This window comes from Streptomonospora nanhaiensis, assembly GCF_013410565.1.
Taxonomy (GTDB): domain Bacteria; phylum Actinomycetota; class Actinomycetes; order Streptosporangiales; family Streptosporangiaceae; genus Streptomonospora; species Streptomonospora nanhaiensis.
Genome location: NZ_JACCFO010000001.1, coordinates 4,424,944 through 4,446,948 on the forward strand (window position 1 = coordinate 4,424,944; position 22,005 = coordinate 4,446,948).

General features: G+C 74.9%; 18 protein-coding genes. 6 read left to right on the top strand and 12 right to left on the bottom strand.

Going from position 1 to position 22,005, the window contains the following annotated elements; translation table 11 throughout:
• Positions 1-164: 164 nt before the first annotated feature.
• The 4 genes from HNR12_RS19575 to galT form a co-directional block, all read right to left on the bottom strand.
• Entirely contained in the window at positions 165-1,403 is a 1,239-nt protein-coding gene (locus tag HNR12_RS19575; RefSeq protein WP_179768966.1) for an LCP family protein, read from the bottom strand.
• A gap of 279 nt (positions 1,404-1,682) precedes the next feature.
• Positions 1,683-2,999: a galactokinase gene (galK, locus tag HNR12_RS19580; RefSeq protein WP_308251392.1), complete on the bottom strand. Its 1,317-nt coding sequence runs from the start codon at positions 2,997-2,999 to the stop codon at positions 1,683-1,685.
• A 96-nt stretch (positions 3,000-3,095) separates the two neighbouring features.
• A complete protein-coding gene (galE, locus tag HNR12_RS19585; RefSeq protein WP_179768967.1) occupies positions 3,096-4,085 on the bottom strand; it encodes a UDP-glucose 4-epimerase GalE in 990 nt (329 codons plus the stop codon).
• Entirely contained in the window at positions 4,082-5,299 is a 1,218-nt protein-coding gene (gene galT, locus HNR12_RS19590; protein ID WP_179768968.1) for a galactose-1-phosphate uridylyltransferase, read from the bottom strand. Before galT ends, galE begins: the two co-directional genes overlap by 4 nt.
• Positions 5,300-5,538: 239 nt before the next feature.
• Here galT and HNR12_RS19595 point away from each other — a divergent pair, with 239 nt between their 5' ends.
• From HNR12_RS19595 to HNR12_RS19615, 5 genes are all read left to right on the top strand, one after another.
• Entirely contained in the window at positions 5,539-6,741 is a 1,203-nt protein-coding gene (locus HNR12_RS19595) for a YihY/virulence factor BrkB family protein (protein ID WP_179768969.1), read from the top strand.
• A gap of 504 nt (positions 6,742-7,245) precedes the next feature.
• Positions 7,246-8,487, top strand: coding sequence for a glutamate--cysteine ligase (locus HNR12_RS19600; protein WP_179768970.1), 1,242 nt, complete (start codon positions 7,246-7,248; stop codon positions 8,485-8,487).
• Positions 8,474-9,715: a M20 family metallopeptidase gene (locus HNR12_RS19605; RefSeq protein ID WP_179768971.1), complete on the top strand. Its 1,242-nt coding sequence runs from the start codon at positions 8,474-8,476 to the stop codon at positions 9,713-9,715. Before HNR12_RS19600 ends, HNR12_RS19605 begins: the two co-directional genes overlap by 14 nt.
• Before the next feature lie 89 nt (positions 9,716-9,804).
• Positions 9,805-10,902: an adenosine deaminase gene (locus HNR12_RS19610; RefSeq protein ID WP_179768972.1), complete on the top strand. Its 1,098-nt coding sequence runs from the start codon at positions 9,805-9,807 to the stop codon at positions 10,900-10,902.
• Positions 10,899-11,495: a PH domain-containing protein gene (locus HNR12_RS19615; protein ID WP_308251396.1), complete on the top strand. Its 597-nt coding sequence runs from the start codon at positions 10,899-10,901 to the stop codon at positions 11,493-11,495. Before HNR12_RS19610 ends, HNR12_RS19615 begins: the two co-directional genes overlap by 4 nt.
• Positions 11,496-12,030: 535 nt before the next feature.
• Here the strand turns inward: HNR12_RS19615 and HNR12_RS19620 are convergent.
• Positions 12,031-12,861 carry a purine-nucleoside phosphorylase gene (locus tag HNR12_RS19620; protein WP_179768973.1) on the bottom strand — a complete coding sequence of 277 codons (831 nt, stop codon included), beginning with the start codon at positions 12,859-12,861 and terminating at the stop codon, positions 12,031-12,033.
• A 157-nt stretch (positions 12,862-13,018) separates the two neighbouring features.
• Complete coding sequence (locus HNR12_RS19625; protein WP_179768974.1) at positions 13,019-13,474, bottom strand: gamma-glutamylcyclotransferase; 456 nt, start codon at positions 13,472-13,474, stop codon at positions 13,019-13,021.
• A gap of 155 nt (positions 13,475-13,629) precedes the next feature.
• Between HNR12_RS19625 and HNR12_RS19630 the strand changes: the two genes are divergently transcribed.
• Positions 13,630-15,009, top strand: a complete 1,380-nt coding sequence (locus HNR12_RS19630) for an NAD(P)H-quinone dehydrogenase (protein ID WP_179768975.1) — start codon at positions 13,630-13,632, stop codon at positions 15,007-15,009.
• A gap of 112 nt (positions 15,010-15,121) precedes the next feature.
• Here HNR12_RS19630 and HNR12_RS19635 read toward each other — a convergent pair whose 3' ends face one another.
• From HNR12_RS19635 to HNR12_RS19655, 6 genes are all read right to left on the bottom strand, one after another.
• A complete protein-coding gene (locus tag HNR12_RS19635; RefSeq protein WP_246425133.1) occupies positions 15,122-16,333 on the bottom strand; it encodes a chemotaxis protein CheA in 1,212 nt (403 codons plus the stop codon).
• Between the two features lie 248 nt (positions 16,334-16,581).
• On the bottom strand, positions 16,582-18,027 hold the full coding sequence (locus HNR12_RS19640) for a dicarboxylate/amino acid:cation symporter (protein ID WP_179768977.1): 1,446 nt from the start codon (positions 18,025-18,027) through the stop codon (positions 16,582-16,584).
• Between the two features lie 119 nt (positions 18,028-18,146).
• A complete protein-coding gene (locus tag HNR12_RS29800) occupies positions 18,147-18,293 on the bottom strand; it encodes a putative leader peptide (RefSeq protein WP_394353921.1) in 147 nt (48 codons plus the stop codon).
• A gap of 139 nt (positions 18,294-18,432) precedes the next feature.
• Positions 18,433-19,485: an ABC transporter substrate-binding protein gene (locus HNR12_RS19645; protein ID WP_179768978.1), complete on the bottom strand. Its 1,053-nt coding sequence runs from the start codon at positions 19,483-19,485 to the stop codon at positions 18,433-18,435.
• Between the two features lie 421 nt (positions 19,486-19,906).
• Positions 19,907-21,682: an acetyl/propionyl/methylcrotonyl-CoA carboxylase subunit alpha gene (locus HNR12_RS19650; RefSeq protein WP_179768979.1), complete on the bottom strand. Its 1,776-nt coding sequence runs from the start codon at positions 21,680-21,682 to the stop codon at positions 19,907-19,909.
• A 75-nt stretch (positions 21,683-21,757) separates the two neighbouring features.
• Positions 21,758-22,003: an acyl-CoA carboxylase subunit epsilon gene (locus HNR12_RS19655; protein WP_179768980.1), complete on the bottom strand. Its 246-nt coding sequence runs from the start codon at positions 22,001-22,003 to the stop codon at positions 21,758-21,760.
• Positions 22,004-22,005: the final 2 nt, after the last annotated feature.

Here is a 22,005-nt window from a genome sequence, read left to right on the forward strand (position 1 = left end):
ACCATAGGACGACGTGCCGGCCACGCGCCCGCTGGGGGGTAGGCGCGCGCGGTGCGGAACGTCAGGAAGGGGCCCGTCGCCTGCGGCGGGCCCCTTCCACTTTCCCGAATTTCCTTAAGCCTGTCCGGCCGGGGGCGGCGCGCGGTCCGCGCGCCGCCCCGCGGCTAGTCCTGCATGGCGCTCTCGGGGATCGGCTGCCCCTCCTGCATGGCGCCGAACATCTCCGCCGAGCGCGCCTCGTCCCACTGCACCACCGATCCCACGCCGGGCAGGGTCGGCGTGGCGCCCACCGGCACCGCCGTGGTGGCGGGGTCGTCGCGCATGGCCAGCGCCATCCCGGCGAGGTCGCTGAGGTGGTCGCCCTCGTCCACCACGAAGGTGTCGGTGCCGTTGACCACCAGCGGGACCGAGCGGAACGGGTTGACGAGCGTGCCGGGCGAGGTCGCCTTGGACACCAGCGCGCTGAAGAACTCCCGCTGGCGCTGGATGCGGTCGAGGTCGGCCCGCGCCGAGGCGCGCGTGCGCACGTAGCCCAGCGCGGTGGCGCCGTCCATCTCCTGGCACCCGGCCTCGATGTCCAGGCCGGCCTTGGGGTCGACCATGGCCTCCTCGGGGCACATCTCCACGCCGCCCACGGCGTCGACGATGTCCACGAACCCCGAGAACCCGATCTCGACGTAGTGGTCGATGTGCACCCCGCTGGCCTGCTCGAAGGTCTGCACCAGGGTGGTGGGCCCGCCGCCGAGGTCCTCGGCGAAGGCGGCGTTGATCTTGTTCTGGCCCAGGCCCGGGATCTCGACGTAGGAGTCGCGCGGCACGCTGATGATGGTGGGCCGGCCCGACTCCGGGACGTAGAGCACCATGATGGTGTCGGTGCGCTTGCCGGCGGCGTCGCCGGTGCGCAGGTTCTGCATGTCCTCGTCGGTCAGGCCCTCGCGGCTGTCGGAGCCCACGATCATGTAGGTGGTGCCGGGCTGGTCCTCCAGCCGCCCCTCGTAGTCCAGGGCGGGCACCCGGTTCAGCCGGGAGTCGGCCCAGAAGTAGAACACGGCGGGCACCAGCACCAAGACCACCAGGACGGTGACCAGGACGGTGCGGCGCCGGCGGCGCCGCTGCTCGCGGGCGCGCCGGGAGCGGCCCGAGCCGTCGTAGTCGCGCGGCGGGCCGTGGCGCCCGCGTCCCCCGCCCGAGGACGCCGAACGGCGCGCCGGGCGGTCGTCCTCGACCGGCGGGATGCGCCGCGTGGGCCCCGCCCCGCTCGGCGCCGACCGGCGGGGCGGCTCCGGCCGGAAGAGCTTCTCGATCTCGTCGGCCCCGCCCCCCGGAGGCCGGCGGAACACGCCGGTGCGGTCGGCGTCGTCCGCCGACCCTCCCCGGCCGCGTCCGTGTGGCCCGTCAACCATGGCTTCGGTCGCCCATCTGCGATGTCACCGCGTCGTTGGCTAGCACTTGGCAGTCCCCCCTTACATCCGGTGGGACTCGCCACAGCCTAGCCAGGTTCCCGACGCGACCGGTCCGTGACGAAAACCGCCCCCGGCACCGCACCGCGCGCACCGCCCGCACCGAGGGGCGCCCGCGCCCCGGCCGCCCCGGCGCGGTGCGGCCGATCTCACGGCGCGCAGCCGCGCGCACACGGCGGGGCGGGCCGCCCGCGGGCGACCCGCCCCTTGTGCTGCGGGGTGTCAGCGCAGCCGGCGGGCGCCCGGCGAGGGCAGGGCGACGCGCTGGTCGGGCAGGGTCCAGCCGCGCGCGGCGAACGCGTCGGCCACGGCGCGCTCGACCTCGGCCAGGCGGTCGTCCGGCACCAGGGCGATGGCGCTGCCGCCGAACCCGCCGCCGGTCATGCGGGCGCCCCGGGCGCCGGCGGCCACGGCGGTCTCCACGGCGAGGTCCAGTTCGGGGGTGGAGATCTCGAACTGGTCGCGCATGGACAGGTGGGAGGCGGTGAACAGGGCGCCGATGTCGCCCACGGCGCCGGCGCGCATGAGGCCCACGGCGGCGTTGACCCGGTGGATCTCGGTGACGACGTGGCGCACCCGGTCGGCCAGGACGGGGTCGTCCAGCCGGGGCAGGGCGGTGTTGAGGTCCTCGACGTCGCGCAGCGCGGGCACCCCCAGCGCGGCGGCGGCGCGCTCGCACTCGTCGCGGCGGACGGCGTAGCCGCTGGTGGAGTCCTTGAGCTGGTGCTCGACCTTGGTGTCCATGATGAGCAGCCGCAGCCCCGACTCCTTCAGCCCGAAGGGGACGTTGCTGCCCAGGCCGGTGCGGCAGTCGAGGAAGAGGGCGTGGCCCTCGGTGCAGCGCAGCGACGCGCTCTGGTCCAGGATCCCGGTGGGCGCGCCCACGTAGGCGTTCTCGGCGCGGCGGGCGATGGCGGCCATGGCCGGGCGGTCGGCGGCCAGGTCGAGCCCGTGGGCGTCGGCCAGGGCCAGCAGCACCGCGCACTCCAGGGCGGCCGAGGACGACAGCGCGGCGCCGATGGGCAGGTCGGAGTCGAGCACGATGCGCGCGCCCGCCCCGGGCGGCAGGTGGCCGGCCTCGCGGGCGGCCCAGAACACCCCGGCCACGTAAGAGGCCCACCCGGTGACCGGGGACCGCGCGTCGAGGTCGGCGGTGGTGAAGCGGACGTCCTCGCCGGGGCGCTGGGCGCTGCGGACCTCCACGGCGCCGTCGTCGGTGGGGGTCAGCGCCAGCATGACGCCCCAGGGCAGGGCCATGGGCAGCACCAGGCCGTCGTTGTAGTCGGTGTGCTCGCCCATGAGGTTGACCCGGCCCGGCGCGTGCCACACGCCGGCGGGCGGTGCGCCGTGCGCCTCGGCGAACGCCTCGGCGAGGCGGTCGGGGGCGACCGTGCGGGGCTCCACCGCGGCGGCCGGTGCGCCGGCCGCGCCGGTGCCGTCGGCGGGGGCCTCCGGCCGTGCCGACGGTGAGTCGCCGGTCCGCCCCGCCGGGGCGGAGGCCGATGCGCGCCGGAACGGCGCGAGAAGTCGGTCGAACACGCTTGTACGCTCCTCGCTGGTCGGCGGGTGCCGGCGGGGCCGGACCTGTGGGCGCCCGGTGCCCGGCGCCCGCTGAAGGTGGCCGGTGGGTCCGCGCTAGGCGCGGCCGCCCGCCCCGGCGGCCGGGCCGGGGTGGGCGGTGTGGAAGGTCCAGGCGTCGGAGACGATCTCGCGCAGCCCGGGGCGGCGCGGGACCCACCCCAGTTCGGCGCGGGCGCGCTCGCTGGAGGCCACCAGGGCGGCGGGGTCGCCCGCGCGGCGGCCGGCCGCCGCGACCGGGATGGGGTGGCCGGTGACCTCGCGGCACACCTCGATGACCTCGCGGACCGAGAACCCGGTGCCGTTGCCGAGGTTGAAGACCCGGTGCTCGCCCGGGCGGCAGTGGTCCAGCGCCAGCAGGTGGGCCTCGGCGAGGTCGGCGACGTGGATGTAGTCGCGCACGCAGGTGCCGTCGGGCGTGGGGTAGTCGGAGCCGTAGACCGACACCGACTCCCGGCGGCCCTGGGCCACCTGGAGCACGATCGGGATGAGGTGGGTCTCGGTGGTGTGGCGCTCGCCCAGCCCGGCGTAGGCGCCGGCGACGTTGAAGTAGCGCAGGCTCACCGCGCCGATGCCGTGCATGCGCGCGTGCTCGGTGAGGGCGGCGTCGATGGCGGCCTTGGTGGCGCCGTAGGGGTTGCCCGGGCGCACCGGGGCGTCCTCGGGGATGGGCACGGTCTCGGGCTCGCCGTAGACGGCGGCGGTGGAGGAGAACACGATGCGCCCCACCCCGCACACCCGCATGGCCTCCAGGAGCGCCAGGGAGCAGCCGACGTTGCCGTCCCAGTAGCGGTCGGGGTGGGCCACCGACTCCGGCACCACGGAGCGGGCCGCGAAGTGCAGCACGGCCTCGGTGCCCTGCTCGGCCATGACCGCCTGGGCGTGCTCGCGGATGCCGCCCTCGACCAGCCGGGCGCCCTTGGGCACGGCGTCGGCGTGGCCGGTGGACAGGTCGTCGAGGACGACGACGTCGTGGCCGGCTTCGACGAGCTGCGCGGCGACCACGCTGCCGATGTATCCGGCGCCTCCCGTGACCAGGACTCTCACGGCTGCTCCTTCTCGCTTGGGCGGGTGGCTGGTTGTCGGTTCGCGGGATCGCCGGGGGCGGTGCCGGGGTGCGCGGGGTTCGAGGGCAGCGCGGCGCGGATGCGCTCGGCCGCGGCCTCGGGTGCGACGTCGTTGATCCACGCCGCCATGCCCGACTCCGAACCGGCGAGGTACTTCAGTTTCCCAGGGGCGCGGCGCAGCGTGAACAGCTGGAGGTGCAGGCCGAACTCGGGGTCGGGGGCGCCGTCGGCGCCGACGGGCGCCTGGTGCCAGGCGGCGATGTAGGGCGTGGGCGGCGCGGCGGGGTCGCCGTCGCGGAAGAGGTTGTCGAAGGCGCGCAGCAGGTCGAGGTAGACGAGGGCGAGGTCGTCGCGCTCGGTGTCGGAGAGGGCGGTCAGCAGGGGCACCCGCCGCAGCGGGAACAGCCGGACCTCGTAGGGCCAGCGGGCGGCGGCCGGGACGTAGCCCACCCAGTGCTCGCCCTGGACGACCACGCGGGTGCCGGCCGCGCGCTCGGCGGCCACGACGTCGTCGAACAGGTTGGTGCCGGCCGCGGCCCGGTGCGCGCGGGCGGTGGCGGTCATGCGCTCGATGCGCGGCGGCACGAACGGGTAGGCGTAGATCTGGCCGTGGGGGTGCTGGAGGGTGACGCCGATCTCCACGCCCCGGTTCTCGAAGGGGTAGACGTGGGCGACGTCGGCGCGGGCGGCCAGTACCTCGGTGCGGTCGGCCCAGACGTCGATGACGGTGCGGGCCCGCTCGGGCGAGAGGTCGGCGAAGGAGCCGGTGTGGTCGGAGGTGAAGCAGACGACCTCGCAGCGGCCGGCGCCGGGCCGGGTGACCAGCGCGGGGTCGTCGCCGCCGTCGGCGGCGACGAGCGGGCCGGGCGAGGGCGCCAGGGAGGGGAAGCGGTTCTCGAAGACGACGACGTCGTAGTCGGGCGCGGGGATCTCGCTCAGGCGGTCGCCGGAGGTGGGGTCCAGCGGGCACTGGTCGGGCGGGGGCAGGAACGTGCGGTCCTGGCGGTGCGCGGCCAGGGCGACCCACTCGTCGAGCAGGGGGTCGTGGCGCAGTTGCGAGCCCGGCGCGAAGGGCTGGAGGGGGCGGCGGTCGGCGACCTCGGCGCGGCCGGTGCCGGGGGACTCGTCGTAGTAGATGATCTCCCGCCCGTCGGCGAGTCGGCCAATCGATCGGTAAACCTGTCGAGTTCGCACAGGTCGAGTCTAGGACATGGGGACAGGTGACTGTATTGGACCGGTATTGAATGCAGTTGATCGGTAAAGCCGGGCTTTGCTGTCCGTTTCCGCTCGGTGTGCCCGGCGGGCTCCCCGGCCCGCCGCCCGGCGCGGTGCGGGCGAGGTGACACCGCCGCGCCGCCGGGTAGGACCCCGGCGCGGCCGGCCCGTCCAGGGACGCGGGGCGGCCGGGCGGCGAGGGGAGGGCGCGGGCGGTGATGGCCTCCGCGAGGACGGCGCTGATGGACCGGGTGCGGCACTACCGCAACCTGGCGATGGAGACCTACTGGGCGGTTCGGCGCCGGCGCCCGGTCGCCGACCACGCGGTGCGCGCCTACGAGCGCTACGCCGACGTCCAGGGCGACCGGCTGGCCGCAGCGGTGACCTACTACGCCTTCCTGTCGTTCTTCCCGCTGCTGGCCCTGGCCTACGCCGCCGTGGGCTACGCCGCCGCCGTCGAGCCCGCCGCCCGCGACCACCTGGAGCGGGCGCTGGCGGAGTCCCTGCCCGGCCTGTCGGAGGGCCTGCCGGTCGCCGAGATCGCCGCGGCCCGAACCGGCGCGGGCGTCGTCGGCCTGCTGGGGCTGCTCTACGCCGGGGTGGGCGCCCTGGGCGCGGTCCGCGAGGCGCTGCACCGCGTCTGGCTCAAGGACGTAACCGGCGGCCCCGGCGTGGTGCTGGCCAAGGCGGCCGACGTCCTGGTCATGGCCGTGCTGGGCGCCTGCCTGCTGGGCTCGGTGGCGCTGACCAGCGTGGCCCAGGCCGCCACGCACTGGCTGCTGGGCTGGGTGGGCCTGGCCGAGTCGGTCGTGGCGCTGGCCGCCACCCGCGTCCTCGCCCTGGTCATCGCCATCGCCGTGGACACGGTGATCTTCGTGGTGGTGTTCTCGCGGCTGTCGGGCACCCGCCGCCCGCTGCGGCTGCTGTGGCCCGGCGCGCTGCTGGCCGCCGCCGGGTTCGAGATCCTCAAGGCCGGCGGCGCGCTGCTGCTGGGCGGCACCCTGAGCAACCCCGTCTACGCGTCGTTCGCGGTGGTGGTCGGGCTGCTGGTGTGGATCAACCTGGTCATGCGCATGGTGCTGCTGTGCGCCGCCTGGACCGCCACCTGGCTGCCGGTGCCCCCGCCCTACCAGGGGGCGGTGCCCGTGGACCTGCCCATCGGCCTGGCGCGGGAGGAGCCCACCCGCCAGGCCGTGCGCCAGGACCTCGCCGGCGGCGCCGCCGCGCTGCCCGCCCGCCCCGGCCCCGAGCGGGCGCCCGGCGGCCCGGCGCGCGCCCGGCCGCGGTGGCCGGGCCGGGGTGCCCTGGGCCGCGCGGCGGGGGCCGCGGCGGGCGGGCTGGCCGCCGCCGCGCTGGGCGCCTGGCTCGTCCGGCGCCGCCGCGCCCGCCGCGCCCCGGGCGCCGCCCGCGCGGCCGGCTGACCGGGGCGGCGGCCCCGGTGACCCGCGCCGTCGCCGGCGCGACAACCGGTGCCGCGGGCACGGGTGCGTCTGTCGGTTCGGAAACGGGTACCGGCACAGAGATCACGTATCGGTTACTTCAGGGTAGAGGCAGCGGTTGTTGTGTAGCGTGATCTTGAGGCACGGAGGGCCCGCGCGGCCCTCCCGGCGCATCGGGGACCGGCTCCGCCGCTTGACCGCCCGGTGCGCTTCCGCGGGTCCGGACCCGGGTCGCCGCCGGCCCCGCGCCGCCGCCCCGTCCTCCCCGGTGGAGGCGCGGGCCGCCCGCCCGCGCGCGGTCCGCCGCGGCGCGGCGGACATCCCCCTCGGCAGCCCGGCCGCGGTCGCGGCCCCCCTCGGGATCTCCCTACCTCCGACCGAACGGAATCCGGTTATGCACCTGTCTGACGGAGCGGTCACCGCCTCGCCTAGGGTGCGATCGATGTCGGTGAGCGCACCGGCCCCACGACTGCGCGGAGGTTGACCGTGGCCATCGAATTCAACGCGTCGGAACGCGCGACCCTGGGAGTGGAGTGGGAGCTGCAGCTCGTCGACCTGCACACCCGCCACCTGCGCCAGGAGGCCCAGCAGGTCCTGGGCGAGCTGCCCGACCTCAGTGAGACCGGCGACAACCCGCCGCTGCGCCACGAGCTGATGCAGTGCACGGTCGAGGTGGTCACCGGCATCTGCGAGACCGTCGAGGAGGCCAAGACCGACCTGGCGGCCAGCATCGGCCGCCTCACCGAGGTGCTCGGGCCGCGCGGGACCGCGCTGATGTGCACTGGCACCCACCCGCTGGACGACTGGCGCGACCAGACCCTGTCGCCGGTGCAGCGCTACGGCGAGCTGATCGACGAGATGCAGTGGCTGGCGCGGCGCATCCTCACCTTCGGGGTCCACGTGCACGTGGGCGTGCGCTCGCGCGACAAGGCGATCCCCATCCTCAACGCGCTGGCCAACTACCTGCCGCACTTCCTGGCGCTGACCGCCTCCAGCCCGTTCTGGAGCGGGCACGACACCGGGCTGGCCTCCAGCCGCTCCATCGTGTTCGGCGCGCTGCCCACCGCGGGGCCGCCGCCGCACCTGCCGCACTGGAGCGCCTTCGAGGAATATATGGAAACCCTGCTCCGCGCCGGGACCATATCGAGTATCAAGGAAGTCTGGTGGGACGTCCGGCCCCATCCCGACTTCGGTACCGTCGAGATCCGGATGTTCGACGGCATCCCCACGCTGCGCGAGGTCGGTATGGCGGCGGCGCTCTCCCAGAGCCTGGTGCGGCTGTTCGACCAGCAGCTCGACCGCGGCTACGGGCTGCCCAGCCCCCCCAGCTGGGTGGTCAACGACAACAAGTGGCGCGCCACCCGCTACGGCCTGGACGCCCGCGTCATCACCGACGACCGGGGGAGCACCGTCCCGCTGCGCGACGACCTCTACGAACTGCTGCGCGAACTGAGACCCGTGGCCGCGCGGCTGGGGTGCGCCGAGGACCTCGACGTCGCCGCCGAGATCCTGGACAAGGGCGCGTCCTACGAGCGTCAACGTGCCGTCATCGCCGACGGCGGCACCCTGAACGACGTCGTGGACCTGCTGGTGGCGGAGTTCCGCGAGGGCGGGCTCCCGGCGGGTCCGGCCGCACCCGGCGGCTCCAACGGCACGCGGCCGGGCCGCGGCGACACCGGCACCGACAATGCGACGAGGAACAGGGGGCCATCCCATGCAGGGGCGTGACCTGCGGGAGCAGTTGAACGCGTTTCTGGCGCGCCACGAGCGCGAATTCACCGAGTTCCGGCGGGATCTGCACATGCACCCTGAACTCGCGTTCGCCGAGCACCGCACCACCCAGCGGCTCATCGAGCGGCTGCGCGGTGCGGGGCTCGCGCCGCGCCCGCTCCCGCACACCACCGGGCTGGTCTGCGACATCGGCTCCGGTGAGGGCCCCACCGTCGCGCTGCGCGCCGACATCGACGCGCTGCCGCTCAGCGACGAGAAGGACGTGCCCTACCGCTCGACCGTGCCCGGCGCCGCCCACGCCTGCGGCCACGACGTCCACACCACCGTGCTGCTGGCCACCGGGCTGTTCCTGGCCCAGCAGGCCCGCGCCGGCGCGCTGCCGGGCCGGGTGCGGCTGCTGTTCCAGCCCGCCGAGGAGCTGCCCGGCGGCGCCCGCGAGGTGATCGAGGCCGGCGGGATCGACGGCGTCGACCGCGTCTTCGCGCTGCACTGCGACCCCCGCCTGGTCACCGGCCAGGTGGGGCTGCGCACCGGCGCCATCACCGCCGCCTGCGACCAGGTGCTGGTGCGGCTGTCGGGCCCGGGCGGCCACACCGCCCGCCCCCACCTGACCGCCGACCTCGTCTACGCCCTGGGCAAGGTCGTCACCGAGCTGCCCGCGGCGCTGTCGCGGCGGGTCGACCCCCGTGCCGGGTTCAGCCTGGTGTGGGGGCGGGTCAGCGCGGGCTCGGCGGCCAACGCCATCCCCGACGACGGCGTGGCCGAGGGCACGGTGCGCTGCCTGGACGACAGCGCCTGGCACGCCGCCCCCGAACTCATCACCGATCTCGTGCGCGCCGCCGTGGCCCCCTACGGCGCCGAGGCCGAGGTCGACTACCGGCGCGGGGTGCCGCCCACCGTCAACGAGGCCACCAGCGTGCGCATGCTCCAGGACGCCTGCACCCAGGTGCTGGGCCCGGAGTCCGTCGCCGCCACCCCCCAGAGCCTGGGCGGCGAGGACTTCGCCTGGTACCTGGAGCACGTGCCCGGGGCGCTGGCCCGCCTGGGCACGCACTCCCCGCGCTCCAGCGCGCCAATGCTCGACCTGCACCGCGGCACGTTCGACGTCGACGAGCGGGCGATCGGCGTGGGCGTGCAGCTCATGGCGGCCACCGCGCTGACGGCGCTGTGGGAGGGCGCGCGCTCGGCCGGCGGCGACCCCGTGCAGGACGCCGCGCTGGCCTGAGCCTCGCCGCTCCCGGCGGGGCCGCCCCAGCTCACGGGGGTGGCCGCGGGGTGGCGCGGCGGGGGAGGGGTGGTGGCATGCTGAGGAACATGAGCCACCCGTTGACACTCGAACAGATCCGGCGCGCCCCCAAGGTCCTGCTGCACGACCACCTCGACGGCGGGCTGCGGCCGGCCACCGTCGTGGAGCTGGCCGAGGCGGTCGGCTACACCGGCCTGCCCGCCACCGATCCCGCCGAGCTGGGCGCCTGGTTCCGCGACGCCGCCGACTCCGGCGCGCTGGAGCGCTACCTGGAGACCTTCACCCACACGGTGGCGGTGATGCAGACGCGCGAGGCGCTGGTGCGGGTGGCGGCCGAGTGCGCCGAGGACCTCGCCGCCGACGGGGTCGTCTACGCCGAGGTCCGCTACGCCCCCGAGCAGCACCTGGAGGGCGGGCTGAACCTGGACGAGGTGGTCGAGGCGGTCCTGGAGGGCTTCCGGGTCGGCCGGGAGCGCGCCGCCGAGCAGGGCCGCTCCATCCGGGTGGGCACGCTGCTGACCGCGATGCGGCACGCGGCCCGCTCCCGCGAGATCGCCGAGCTGGCGGTGCGCTACCGCGACGTGGGCGTGGTGGGGTTCGACATCGCCGGCGCCGAGGCGGGGCACCCGCCCACCCGCCACCTGGACGCCTTCGAGTACCTGCGCCGGGAGAACGCCCACTTCACCATCCACGCCGGCGAGGCGTTCGGGCTGCCCTCGATCTGGGAGGCCGTGCAGTGGTGCGGCGCCGACCGGCTGGGCCACGGGGTGCGCATCGTGGACGACATCGAGTTCGCCGAGGGCGGCGAGGTCCGCATGGGCCGCCTGGCGCGCTACGTCCGCGACACCCGGGTGCCGCTGGAGATGTGCCCCAGCTCCAACGTGCAGACCGGCGCGGCGGTCTCGATCGCCGAGCACCCCATCGGGCTGCTGCGCGACCTGCGCTTCCGGGTCACGGTCAACACCGACAACCGGCTCCAGTCGGGCACCAGCCTGTCGGAGGAGTTCGCCAAGCTGTCGTCGGCGTTCGGCTATGACTGGGACGACCTCCAGTGGTTCACCGTCAACGCGATGAAGTCGTCGTTCCTGCCCTTCGACGAGCGGCTGGCGCTGATCAACGGCCGCATCAAGCCCGGGTTCGCGCAGCTGAAGTGGGCGGCGCGGTGAGACCGCTGACCGCGCCGATGCCGCGCGTGCTGGGCTGGGTGTGGATCGGCGTGGTGGTGCTGCTGATGGCCGACCTCGTCCTCAACGGCAGCGGCCGCTCCAGCCTCATCGCCGGTGCGGTCCTGCTGGTCACCGCCGGCGGCGCCTACACGCTGTGGCTGCGCCCGCGCGTGGTGCCCACCGACGAGGGCGTGCGGCTGGTCAACCCGCTGCGCGACACGTTCGTGCCGTGGTCGGCGTTCACCTGGGCCGATGTCACCGACGTGCTGCGCGTGCACGCGGGCGAGGCGGTGTTCCGCTCCTGGCCGCTGCGCGAGACCCGGCGCTCGCGGGTGCGCGAGAACCTGCTGCGGGCGCGCGACGGCGGCCCGGTGCCCGACGACGACGCCGGGCAGGACCCCCGCGCGATGCGGCCGGTGGACCTCGCCGCGCGGCGGTTGCGCCAGGAGGCCGAGCGGCGCAAGGCTGCGCCCGCGCCCGCCTCCGGCGGCGGGTCCGCGGAGGCGCGGCCGGTCACCGTGTGGGCGCCGGACGCGCTCGCGGCGCTGGGGATCCCGCTGGTGCTGCTGCTGGCCGTGCTCGTCCTGGGGTGAGGCCGGCCGGGCCGGGGGGTTGACCGCCGCGCGGATACCTGGTTAGGTAAGGCATGCCTAATGGGCGGTGCGAGGCCGGCCGGCGGACACGCGGATCACCGGCCCGCCTTCGTGCCACACGGCCCCGCGGCATGGGTCACCCAACTGAATAGCGGCGCGCCGCGGCACGGATCGCCACCCGTGCCCCGCGCGGACCGCCGGTCACGGGGACCGCCGGGCCGCGCGCCACCCGGCGCGACGCACCACCGAGAAGGTGACGGTGCGGCGAGGGCTCGCCACCGGGTCTGCGGGGACCCGTGCCCGCGCCGTACCGGGGACCGCGCAGGCCGCGGCGCTTCGGGCGCCTCCTCCTGCGCCTCGGGAGGCCGCTCGCCACGCGGGCGCCCGACGACCCGCGGACACCGCGCGGTCCCGCAGACGCCGGTGCGCCCGGCGGCCCTTACGCGGATGGGGCCGCCGGGCGCACCGCGCGTTCCGTGCGCTCCGCGCGCTTCGCGCAACGCGGCCGCGCGGGGCCGCGCCGATCCCCGCCGCCTCACGCCAGCGCGAGGGTGGCGTTGAGCAGGGACCCGAGCCGCTGGGCGCGCTGCTGGATGACGTCCAGCGCCCGCAGGGTGTCGAAGGGCTCGAACACCGCCCCCACGGCGTCGTTGCTGACCACCGCCACCCCCAGCACCTCGGCGCCCATCTCCACGGCCGCGATGGTCTCCAGCGCGAACGAGCGCCCCACCAGGTCGGCTCCGGCGTTGCGCAGCATGCCCAGTTCGGCCGGGGTCTGGAACTGCGGCCCCAGCAGCGAGGCGTAGACCCCCTCGGCCAGGCTCGGGTCGACGTCGGCGACGATCCGGCGCAGCCGCGGGCTGTAGGCGGCGGTCAGGTCCACGAAGTCGGGCCCGGCCAGCGGCGAGGTGGCGGTCAGGTTGATGTGGTCGCGCAGCACGATGGGCTGGCCCACCGCGAAGTCGGCGCGCAGCGACCCGGCGGCGCCGGTGAGCACCACGGTCGAGGCGCCCGCCGCGATCCCGGTGCGCACCGCGTGCGCGATGCGCATGGGGTCGTGCTCCTCGTAGAGGTGGGTGCGGCCGCAGAAGACCACGACGCGCTTGCTGTCGACCCACGTGCTGCGGACCTTGGTCTGGTGCCCCAAGGCGGTCGGCGCGACGAACCCCGGAAGCTCGGTCATGTCCAGTTCGATGTCTGCCACGCCCAGGGTGTCGGCCGCCCCGGCCCAGCCCGAGCCGAGGATCACCATGGCGTCGTAGGAGTCGGCCCCGGTGCGGGCCTTCAGTTCGTCGGCGGCCTGGGCGGCCAGCCGCTTCGCCTGGGCGGTCCCCGTCGTTGGGCGCACTTGCGTGGATTCGCTCACATCTCAGGAGCGTACCTGTGTGTAACCGCTCAGTTCCGGAACGCAACGCAGCGTGTTCGAATTCGCCCGAAACCCCAGTAGGGGTCAGGTTCCCACCAGGAATACCGCACGGGCCGCCGAATACCGGCGGCGCGCGGGCGCGGCGGCGCGGGCGCGCTCAGCGATCGGCCGGGTCGCACGGCCGCGCCCGCAGCGCCTCGACGTAGAACGGCGGCGCGCCCGCCTTCTCGGCGGCGTCGGCCAGCAGGCCCAGGTACAGCGCCGAGGGCAGCCCGCCCTCGTAGTCGTTGAGCACGTGGGTCCAGGCCGCGACCTCGCCCTCCAGCAGCGTGGCCGCGCGCACCCGCAGCCTTGAGTACAGCCCGAAGGCTGTGCCCGCGCACCCGTCGACGTGCGCTTCGTCGCATTCGGCGACGTCGTAGAGCGCCACGAACACGCTGGCCGAGGAGTCCTCGACGATGGTGGCCAGCGCCCCGCCCCAGGGCCCCGGGCCCCCGCCGAACGTCAGCCGCCACCCCTCCAGCCAGCCGGTCGCCCACAGCGGCGAGCGCGGCGCGTGCTCCGCCATGTACTCCGGATCCAGGTTGGTGCCATATGCGGCATAGATGGACACCGCAGCATGCTAAGCCGACCTCCCCCGCCCCCCGTTGCGTTTCCCGCCGCTCGGCATGGCGGACAATGGGTAGACGGCAGATGTGAGAGAACGCGGGGCGGCGCCCACGAGGCGCGCGCGCACGGCGGTCGGCCGCCAGAGGGAGTGAAGCAGACGTGACCAAGGTCGTGATCATCGGTGGCGGACCCGGCGGCTACGAGGCCGCACTCGTGGCCGCGCAACTGGGCGCGGACGTGACCGTGGTGGACCGCGACGGGATCGGCGGTGCCTGCGTCCTCACCGACTGCGTGCCGTCCAAGACCCTCATCGCGACCTCCGTGCGCTCCACCTACGTCCGCGAGTCCGCCCGGCTGGGCATCGAGATCCCCACGGCCGACGGCCGGCCCGACGTCACCGTCGACCTGCGCAAGGTCAACGAGCGCGTCAAGCGGCTGGCCCAGGCGCAGTCCGACGACACCGCCAACCGGGTGCTCAAGGAGGGCGTCGAGATCATCCCGGGCGAGGCCCGCCTGGTCGACCCCAGCATCGTGGCGGTGGGCGACCAGCGCATCCGCGCCGACGTGGTCCTGGTGGCCACCGGCGCGCACCCCCGCGAGCTGCCCTCGGCCCGGCCCGACGGCGAACGCATCCTTACCTGGCGCCACCTCTACGACCTGGAGGAGTTGCCCGAGAAGCTGATCGTGGTGGGCTCGGGCGTGACCGGCGCGGAGTTCGCCAACGCCTACCAGGGCCTGGGCTCGGAGGTCACCCTGGTGTCCTCGCGCGAGCGGGTCATGCCCACCCAGGACGCCGACGCCGCCGAGGTCCTGGAGGGCGTGTTCCGCCGGCTGGGCATGACCGTGCTCGGCAAGACCCGCGCCGAGTCGGTGACCAACACCGGCAGCGGCGTGGTGGTGACCCTGTCCGACGGCCGCACGGTCGAGGGCAGCCACTGCCTGATGACGGTCGGCATGATCCCCAACACCGCCAACCTCGGCCTGGAGGAGGCCGGGGTGCGGCTGGACAAGGGCGGGTTCGTGCAGGTCGACCGGGTGTCGCGCACCTCCACGCCGGGCGTCTACGCCGCCGGCGACTGCACGGGCGTCAACATGCTCGCCTCGGTGGCGGCCATGCAGGGGCGGATCGCGATGTGGCACGCGCTGGGCGAGGCGGTGTCGCCGCTGAAGCTGTCGACCGTGGCCTCGACCGTGTTCACCCACCCCGAACTCGCCTCGGTGGGCGCCACCGAGGAGGACGTGCGCAGCGGCCGGGTCGACGCCCGCGTGGTCAACCTCCCGCTGGACACCAACCCGCGCGCCAAGATGACCAACAGCAAGGACGGGTTCGTCAAGCTCATCTGCCGCCAGCAGACCGGCATCATCATGGGCGGGGTGATCGTGGGGCCGCGGGCCAGCGAGCTGATCCTGGGGGTGTCGGTGGCCGTGCAGCAGCGGCTGACCGTCGACGAGGTCGCCCACACCTTCTCGGTCTACCCCTCGCTGTCGGGCAGCGTCACCGAGGCCGCCCGCTCGCTCATGCAGGCTTCGCCCGAGTAGGGCGCCCCGCCGCGCCCGGACCGCCGGGCGGGGCCCGCCAACGCCGGCGGCCCCGGCACAGCGCGCTGTGCCGGGGCCGCCGTTGGTGCGTGGCCGGGTGGGGCGGGCGGGCCTAGAAGTCGAACCCGCCGAAGTCGCCTCCGCCGAAGTCGCCGAAGTCGCCGCCTCCGCCGAAGTCTCCGCCGCCGCCCATGTCACCGCCCATGTCGCCGGCGCCGATCATGCCGCCGCCCATCATGGACCCCATCATCGAGCCCATCATCATGCCGGTGAACATGCCCATCATCATGTCCATGCCGAAGTAGCCGCCCGCGTAGGGGGCGTAGGCCGGGCCGGCGTCGTAGTAGGGGCGCCGGCGGCCGTCGACCTCGACGAGGCGGACGTCGGGGTCGTGGCCCGAGAGCACCGCCTGCGCGCAGGCCGGGCAGGCCGGCACCGAGCGGTTGGTGCCGCCGGGCGGCGCCCACATGACGTCCTGGCGCGAGGGGCCGTGCTGCGGGTTGAAGAAGCACGGCTGGCGGCGCTCGGGCACGGGCTCGCCGGCCATGCGCGCGCGGGTGGCCACCATGTAGTAGCGGCCGTCCTCCAGGGCGTTGGTGACCTGCTGGACCTGCTCGGGCTCGCGGATGTTGTCGAGCGTGGCCTTGGCGCGGTCGTAGGAGTCCATGGCGTGGGTGTAGTCGGCGCGGGTGAGGTCGTCGACCTTGGCGACGTCGATCTCCAGGCGCGCGATGTCCTCGCCCAGCCGGACCACGTCCTCGGTGGCCATCTGCTTGATCTCGGCCAGCTCCTTGGCCTTCTGCTCCTCGCGGCGCTTCCTGCCGCGGTAGAGGAAGAACCCGCCCGCGGCCACGGCCAGCACCAGCAGGCCCAGCAGCAGGGCGCCGAACACGCCGGAGGCGGCGTCGGCGGACTCCTGCTCCTCGACGACCTCGGGCACGGCGACCAGGGTGTCGACCTGGCCCTCGCCCCGGGCGAGCAGCTCCTGCTCCAGGGCCTGGTTCTCCTCCGGGCTGAGCTCGGTGGAGTCGATGATCAGGTTCTGCGACCCGGCCAGGACGGCGTAGGTGCCGTCGCCGACCTCGGCCTGGACCTCGGAGAGGTAGCTGTCGACACTGGCCTCGGAGTTGAAGGTCTCCGAGCCCAGGATCACGTAGTAGGTGGGGTTGGCCGCGGAGTCGGCCGCGTCAGCAAGGGCGTCCCGCTCGGCCTGGGGGAGCTCCTCGGTGCTGACGGCGGGGTCGACGAAGACGTTCTCGTTCCGTAGCGCGTCGACGACGTCGTTCGCGGGGGGAGCATCGGCGCTGGCCGGTGCCGCTGCCATGACAGTGAGCCCCGCGGCGAGCAGGGCGGGTAGTACCAAGCGGCGCAACATGATCGTTCCTCTCGCCTCCCTCATCCTCACTAGACGAACAGGGAGGCCGGAAGGTTCCCCTGGGGGAACCGTGGGCTGTGGTTCCACGACCTTGTGCCCCCACACTACGGGCGGCCCGCCCAAGCGGCGGGCCGCCCGTAGTGGTGTCGCGGCGGTGCGGGTGGCGGGGCGCGCCCCGCGCGTGCGGGGCGCGGCCGTCAGGCCGAGGACGCCGGGGTGGACCCGGCCGCCTTGGCGGGCTCGGCGGGCTCGGTGTCCGCCTCGGCGCTGCCGGCGGTGCCGGTCGCGTCGGCGGTGCCGGTGCCCGGAGCCGGGGCCTCGGTGTCGGCGACGAACCCGTCCAGCCCGCGCGGGGCGTTGTAGCGCGCCAGGTCGATGATGCCCTCGCGCTTGGCGACGATCGCGGGGATCAGCGCCTGCCCGGCGACGTTGGTGGCGGTGCGGCCCATGTCCAGGATCGGGTCGACCGCCAGCAGCAGGCCCACGCCCTCAAGCGGCAGCCCCACGGTGGACAGGGTGAGGGTCAGCATCACGGTGGCGCCGGTGGTGCCGGCGGTGGCCGCCGAGCCGATCACCGACACGAACACGATCAGCAGGTAGTCGGTGATGCCCAGCGGCACGCCGTAGAACTGCGACACGAAGATCGCGGCGACGGCGGGGTAGATCGCGGCGCAGCCGTCCATCTTGGTGGTGGCGCCGAAGGGCACCGCGAACGAGGCGTAGTGGCGCGGCACGCCCAGGTTCTGCTCGGCCACGCGCTCGGTCACCGGCATGGTGCCCATCGAGGAGCGCGAGACGAACCCGAGCTGCACGGCGGGCCACACGCCCGTGAAGTACTTCAGCGGCGAGAGGCCGTGCAGGCGGGCCAGCACCGGGTAGACGACGAACAGCACCAGGGCCAGGCCCACGTAGATCGCCACGGAGAACCGGCCCAGCGCGCCCACGGTGGTCCAGCCGTAGCTGTAGACCGCGTTGCCCAGCAGGCCGACGGTGCCCAGCGGGGCCAGGCGGATGACCCACCACAGGACCTTGAGCACGACGCTCAGGGCCGAGCGGGTGAAGGCCAGGAACGGCTCGGCGGCCGAGCCCACGCGCACCGCGGCCACGCCGATCGCGATGGCGATGACGATGAGCTGGAGCGCGTTGAAGTCGAGGCTGGTGGTGAGCGCGCCGCCCTCCTCGGCGGTGCCCGCGGTCAGGCCGAGGATGTTGACCGGCACCAGGCTCTCCAGGAACGCCAGCCAGGAGCCGTGCGAGCCCGCGTCGGGGGCCTCGGCGGCACCGGCGTCGACGCCGGCGTTGACACCCGGCTGGAAGACCAGGCCCAGCCCGATGCCGATGGCGACGGCGATCAGCGCGGTGACGGCGAACCACAGCAGCGTCTGCCCGGCCAGGCGGGCGGCGTTGGAGGTGTGCCGCAGATTGGCGATCGAGGAGATGACCGCCAGCACGATCAGCGGCGGCACGATCGTCTGCAGCAGGGTCACGAAGGTCGAGCCGATGGTGTCGAGCGTGACGGCCAGCCAGTTGGGGTCGTCGGCGGTGCCGCCGAGCTGGCGGGCCACGACGCCCAGGCCGATGCCGACGACCAGGGCGGCGATGACTTGGACGGCGAAGGGGACGCGGCGGAGTGCGGATAGCACGGAGTGACTCCTGGGTCAGGGCGAATCGGGGGCCCCACGGGTGGGCGGGGCCGCTCCGGGGGACGGGGCGCGCAGCGAACGCGCGCGGCGGGGACGGCGGCGGCCGGGTCGAGCGTCGGTCAGACCCGGGGACACGCCTGCGATGCGACACGGCACAGGTCGATGTGCCGGCGCACGGTGAGGCCCCAAAGATTCGTCACAAAAGTCCACAATGGTGGCCACTGCCCGGTTATTCCCCAACCGCGGTGCGATGTCACCCAGATCACACCGCCGGATCGGAACCCCGCCGCGGCCCGGATCGCGCTCCAGGCCGCGCGCGGCGCCGGGGCCCAAACGGCGCGGGGCCGGGAGGGGGCGGCGGCACACCCCCTCCCGGCCGTCCGCGCGCCGGGGCCGCCCGGAGGGCTACTCCACCTCGGCGGGCTCGGTGCCGGGGTCGCCGTCGACCAGGTCGACCAGGCGCGGCACCAGTTCGTCCAGCGCGTAGGGCAGGCTGAGCACCGAGCCGAAGGACAGCGCGCCGTTGAGGCGGCTCATCTCCGGCATCTCCAGCACGCGGCCCTCCTTGGCGGCGTCCAGCTCGGAGAAGACGTCGGTGCGGGCGACGCTGTTGTCGGGGTCGTCGTAGACCCCCAGCAGCAGCACGTCGGCCTCCAGCACCTCCAGCTTCTCCAGGCTGACCTGCTTGGGCGCGCGCTCCTCGTCGGTGAACAGGGCCTCGGCCTTCTCGGGCAGCGCGAAGCCGAGCTGGGTGAGGAACCCCGGCGCGGGACCCTCGGCGTAGGCCCACGCCTCGCCCTCGATGGAGGTGGCGAGCAGGCCCGTGGACTCGGCGAACTCCGGGTGGTCGGCGCGGACCTGCTCGAAGCGCTCCTCGATGTCGGCGACCAGCGCCTCGGCCTCCGCCTCGCGGTCCAGCGCGGTGCCCACCATCGCGGCGATCTCCTGCCAGGGCGCGCCGTAGTCGGCGTGGTCGGGCGCCTGGGCGATGGTGGGGGCGATCTCGGCGAGGGTGGTGTACTCCTCCTCCGTCAGGCCGGAGTTGACCCCCAGGATCAGGTCGGGGCGCAGCGCGCCGATCTGCTCGAAGTTCAGCTCCTCCACCGGCAGCACCTCGGGCGTCTCGTCATCGCCCAGCAGCTCGGCCGCCCACGGCCACAGGGCGCCGTCGTGCCCGCCGAACCACTCGCGCACGCCCACCGGGGTGACGCCCAGCGCCATCACGTAGTCCTGTTCGGTCAACCCGACCGTCACGACGCGGGAGGGCCGTCCGGAGATTTCCGTGGTGCCGTACTTGTGCTTGACGCGGCGGGCGGGCCCGCTGCCGGACTCCTCGGTGGGCGGGGGCCCGCAGGCGGTGAGGCCCAGCGCGGCAGCGCCGCCCAGGCCGAGCAGCGCGCTGCGGCGGGAGATGACCGGCGCGCCTGTGCGGGGCCGCGGGTGTGCTGTCTTGACCAACGTGCTCTCCTGACGTTCCTGCTCGGCGGGCGGTGCGCCCGCCGGCGTCCGCGAGACCCGCGCCCGGCCGCGGCCGCGCGGAGCGCGCGGCGCACCGCCCGGCCGCGACCGGGACGCCCCCGGATCGGGATGGAGATTAGGTTAGCCTGGGCTCACTTGGCGGATCGCGGCGGGGTGGGCCCATCACCAGCGGAGACACCGGGCAGCGGTCCGGCCGCGCCGCGCCGCCGGCAACGGGCGCGACGGATATGGCGCACGCCACGCAATTCGTCGCATCGCCGTAGGAATCCCCGGCGTCCTGGTTCCGCTCGGCGCCGCGACGGGCAACGCCCACGCTGGGAAACGGGGACCGCGTATCGCGCAACGCCGGGGCCCGGCCGGGCAGTGCCCGGCCGGGCCCCGGCCCGCGTCGGCGGGCGGCTCAGGCGTCCTTGATCTGGCAGACCACGCCGCCGCTGCTCAGCGGATCGCCAGCCCGCACCGACAGGCCGGCGACCACGCCCGGCTTGTGCGCGGTCAGCGGCTGCTCCATCTTCATCGCCTCGATGACCACCACCGGGTCTCCCTCGGCGACCTGCTGGCCGTCCTCGGCCACCACCTTCACCACGGTGCCCTGCATCGGCGAGACCAGGGAGTCGCCGCCGGCCGCCGCCGGGGTGCCCCCGGTGCCGCCGCCCCGGCGCCCGGAGCGGCGGGCCGGGCGGCCCGCGCCCCCGCCGCCGCCAAGGTCGGCGCCGAGCCCGGCGGGCAGCACGACCTCCAGCCGCCGGCCGCCGACCTCGACGGTGACCGGGGTGCGCTCCTCGGGCTCGGCCTGCTCGGCGGCGCCCGCGTAGGGCTCGATGGTGTTGTCGAACTCGGTCTCGATCCACCGGGTGTAGACGGAGAACGGGGTCTGGGGGTCGGCCGGCGCGAACGCCGGGTCCTCGATCACCGCCCGGTGGAACGGGATGACCGTGGGCATGCCGCCGACCTCGAACTCCGCCAGCGCCCGCCGCGAGCGCTCCAGCGCCTCGGCGCGGGTGCGGCCGGTGACGATGAGCTTGGCCACCATGGAGTCGAACGCCTGGGGCACGGTGAACCCGACCTCGCAGCCGGTGTCGACCCGCACGCCCGGCCCGCCGGGCAGGTTCAGCGCGGTGATGGTGCCCGGCGCGGGCATGAAGTTGCGCCCGGCGTCCTCGGCGTTGATGCGGAACTCGATGGAGTGCCCGCGCAGCACCGGGTCGCCGTAGCCGAGTTCGGCGCCGTCGGCGATGCGGAACATCTCGCGGACCAGGTCGATGCCGGCGACCTCCTCCGACACCGGGTGCTCCACCTGCAGGCGGGTGTTGACCTCCAGGAACGAGATGGTGCCGTCCTGGCCGACCAGGAACTCGCAGGTGCCCGCGCCCACGTACCCGGCCTCGCGCAGGATCGCCTTGGAGGAGGTGTAGAGCAGGTCCAGTTGGGCGTCGCTGAGGAAGGGCGCGGGCGCCTCCTCGACCAGCTTCTGGTGGCGGCGCTGCAGCGAGCAGTCGCGGGTGGAGACCACGACCACGTTGCCGTGGGAGTCGGCCAGGCACTGGGTCTCGACGTGGCGGGGGCGGTCCAGGTAGCGCTCCACGAAGCACTCGCCGCGGCCGAACGCCGCGACGGCCTCGCGCACCGCCGACTCGTAGGCGTCGGGGACCTCCTCCAGGCTGCGGGCGACCTTCAGCCCGCGCCCGCCGCCGCCGAAGGCCGCCTTGATCGCGATGGGCAGCCCGTGCTCCTCGGCGAAGGCCACGACCTCCTCGGCGCCCGACACGGGGTCGGGGGTGCCGGCCACCAGCGGGGCGCCCACCTTCTGCGCGATGTGGCGGGCCGCCACCTTGTCGCCCAGCGCGGTGATGGCCGAGGGCGGCGGGCCGATCCAGGTCAGCCCGGCGTCGATGACGGCCTGCGCGAAGTCGGCGTTCTCGGCGAGGAAGCCGTAGCCGGGGTGGACGGCGTCGGCGCCGGAGCGCTCGGCGACGGCCAGGATCTTGCCGATGTCGAGGTAGGACTCCGCCGGGGTGCGGCCGCCCAGGGCGTGGGCCTCGTCGGCCACCTTGACGTGGAGGGCGTCCAGGTCCGGCTCGGCGTAGATCGCGACGCTGCCGATCCCGGCGTCGCGGCAGGCGCGCGCGACGCGGACCGCGATCTCGCCGCGGTTGGCGATCAGAACTTTACGCACGGTCGAAAAACCTCCTGGTCCGGCGTCGGCGGGGATCGGCGCCTGTGGTGGAAAGTCTAGGGAGCGGTGGGCGGATCAGCCGGGGCCGTAGGCGGCGCGCCAGGCGCCCGGCCCGGGGGCCGGCGGGCGGCGCAGCAGCCGCGCGCGGTCGCGCCAGCCCGAGTACGGCGCGCCCTCGGCCGCGCCGCGCGCGGCCCGCGCGGCGCTGGCGCGCGCGGTCAGCACCGCCACCAGCGCGGCGACCTCCTCGGGCGTGGGGTCGCCGCGGACCACCCGGAGGAACGGCGCGGGACCGGAGGGCCCCGCCGCGTTCGCCGTCATCG

Bases quoted from the DNA above. Each gene is read 5' to 3' on its own strand.
- HNR12_RS19635 (WP_246425133.1), bottom strand. From the start codon at position 16,333: ATGGCAGCGGCACCGGCCAGCGCCGATGCTCCCCCCGCGAACGACGTC.
- HNR12_RS19575 (WP_179768966.1), bottom strand. From the start codon at position 1,403: ATGGTTGACGGGCCACACGGACGCGGCCGGGGAGGGTCGGCGGACGAC.
- HNR12_RS19655 (WP_179768980.1), bottom strand. From the start codon at position 22,003: ATGACGGCGAACGCGGCGGGGCCCTCCGGTCCCGCGCCGTTCCTCCGG.
- HNR12_RS19595 (WP_179768969.1), top strand. From the start codon at position 5,539: ATGGCCTCCGCGAGGACGGCGCTGATGGACCGGGTGCGGCACTACCGC.
- HNR12_RS19605 (WP_179768971.1), top strand. From the start codon at position 8,474: ATGCAGGGGCGTGACCTGCGGGAGCAGTTGAACGCGTTTCTGGCGCGC.
- HNR12_RS19610 (WP_179768972.1), top strand. From the start codon at position 9,805: ATGAGCCACCCGTTGACACTCGAACAGATCCGGCGCGCCCCCAAGGTC.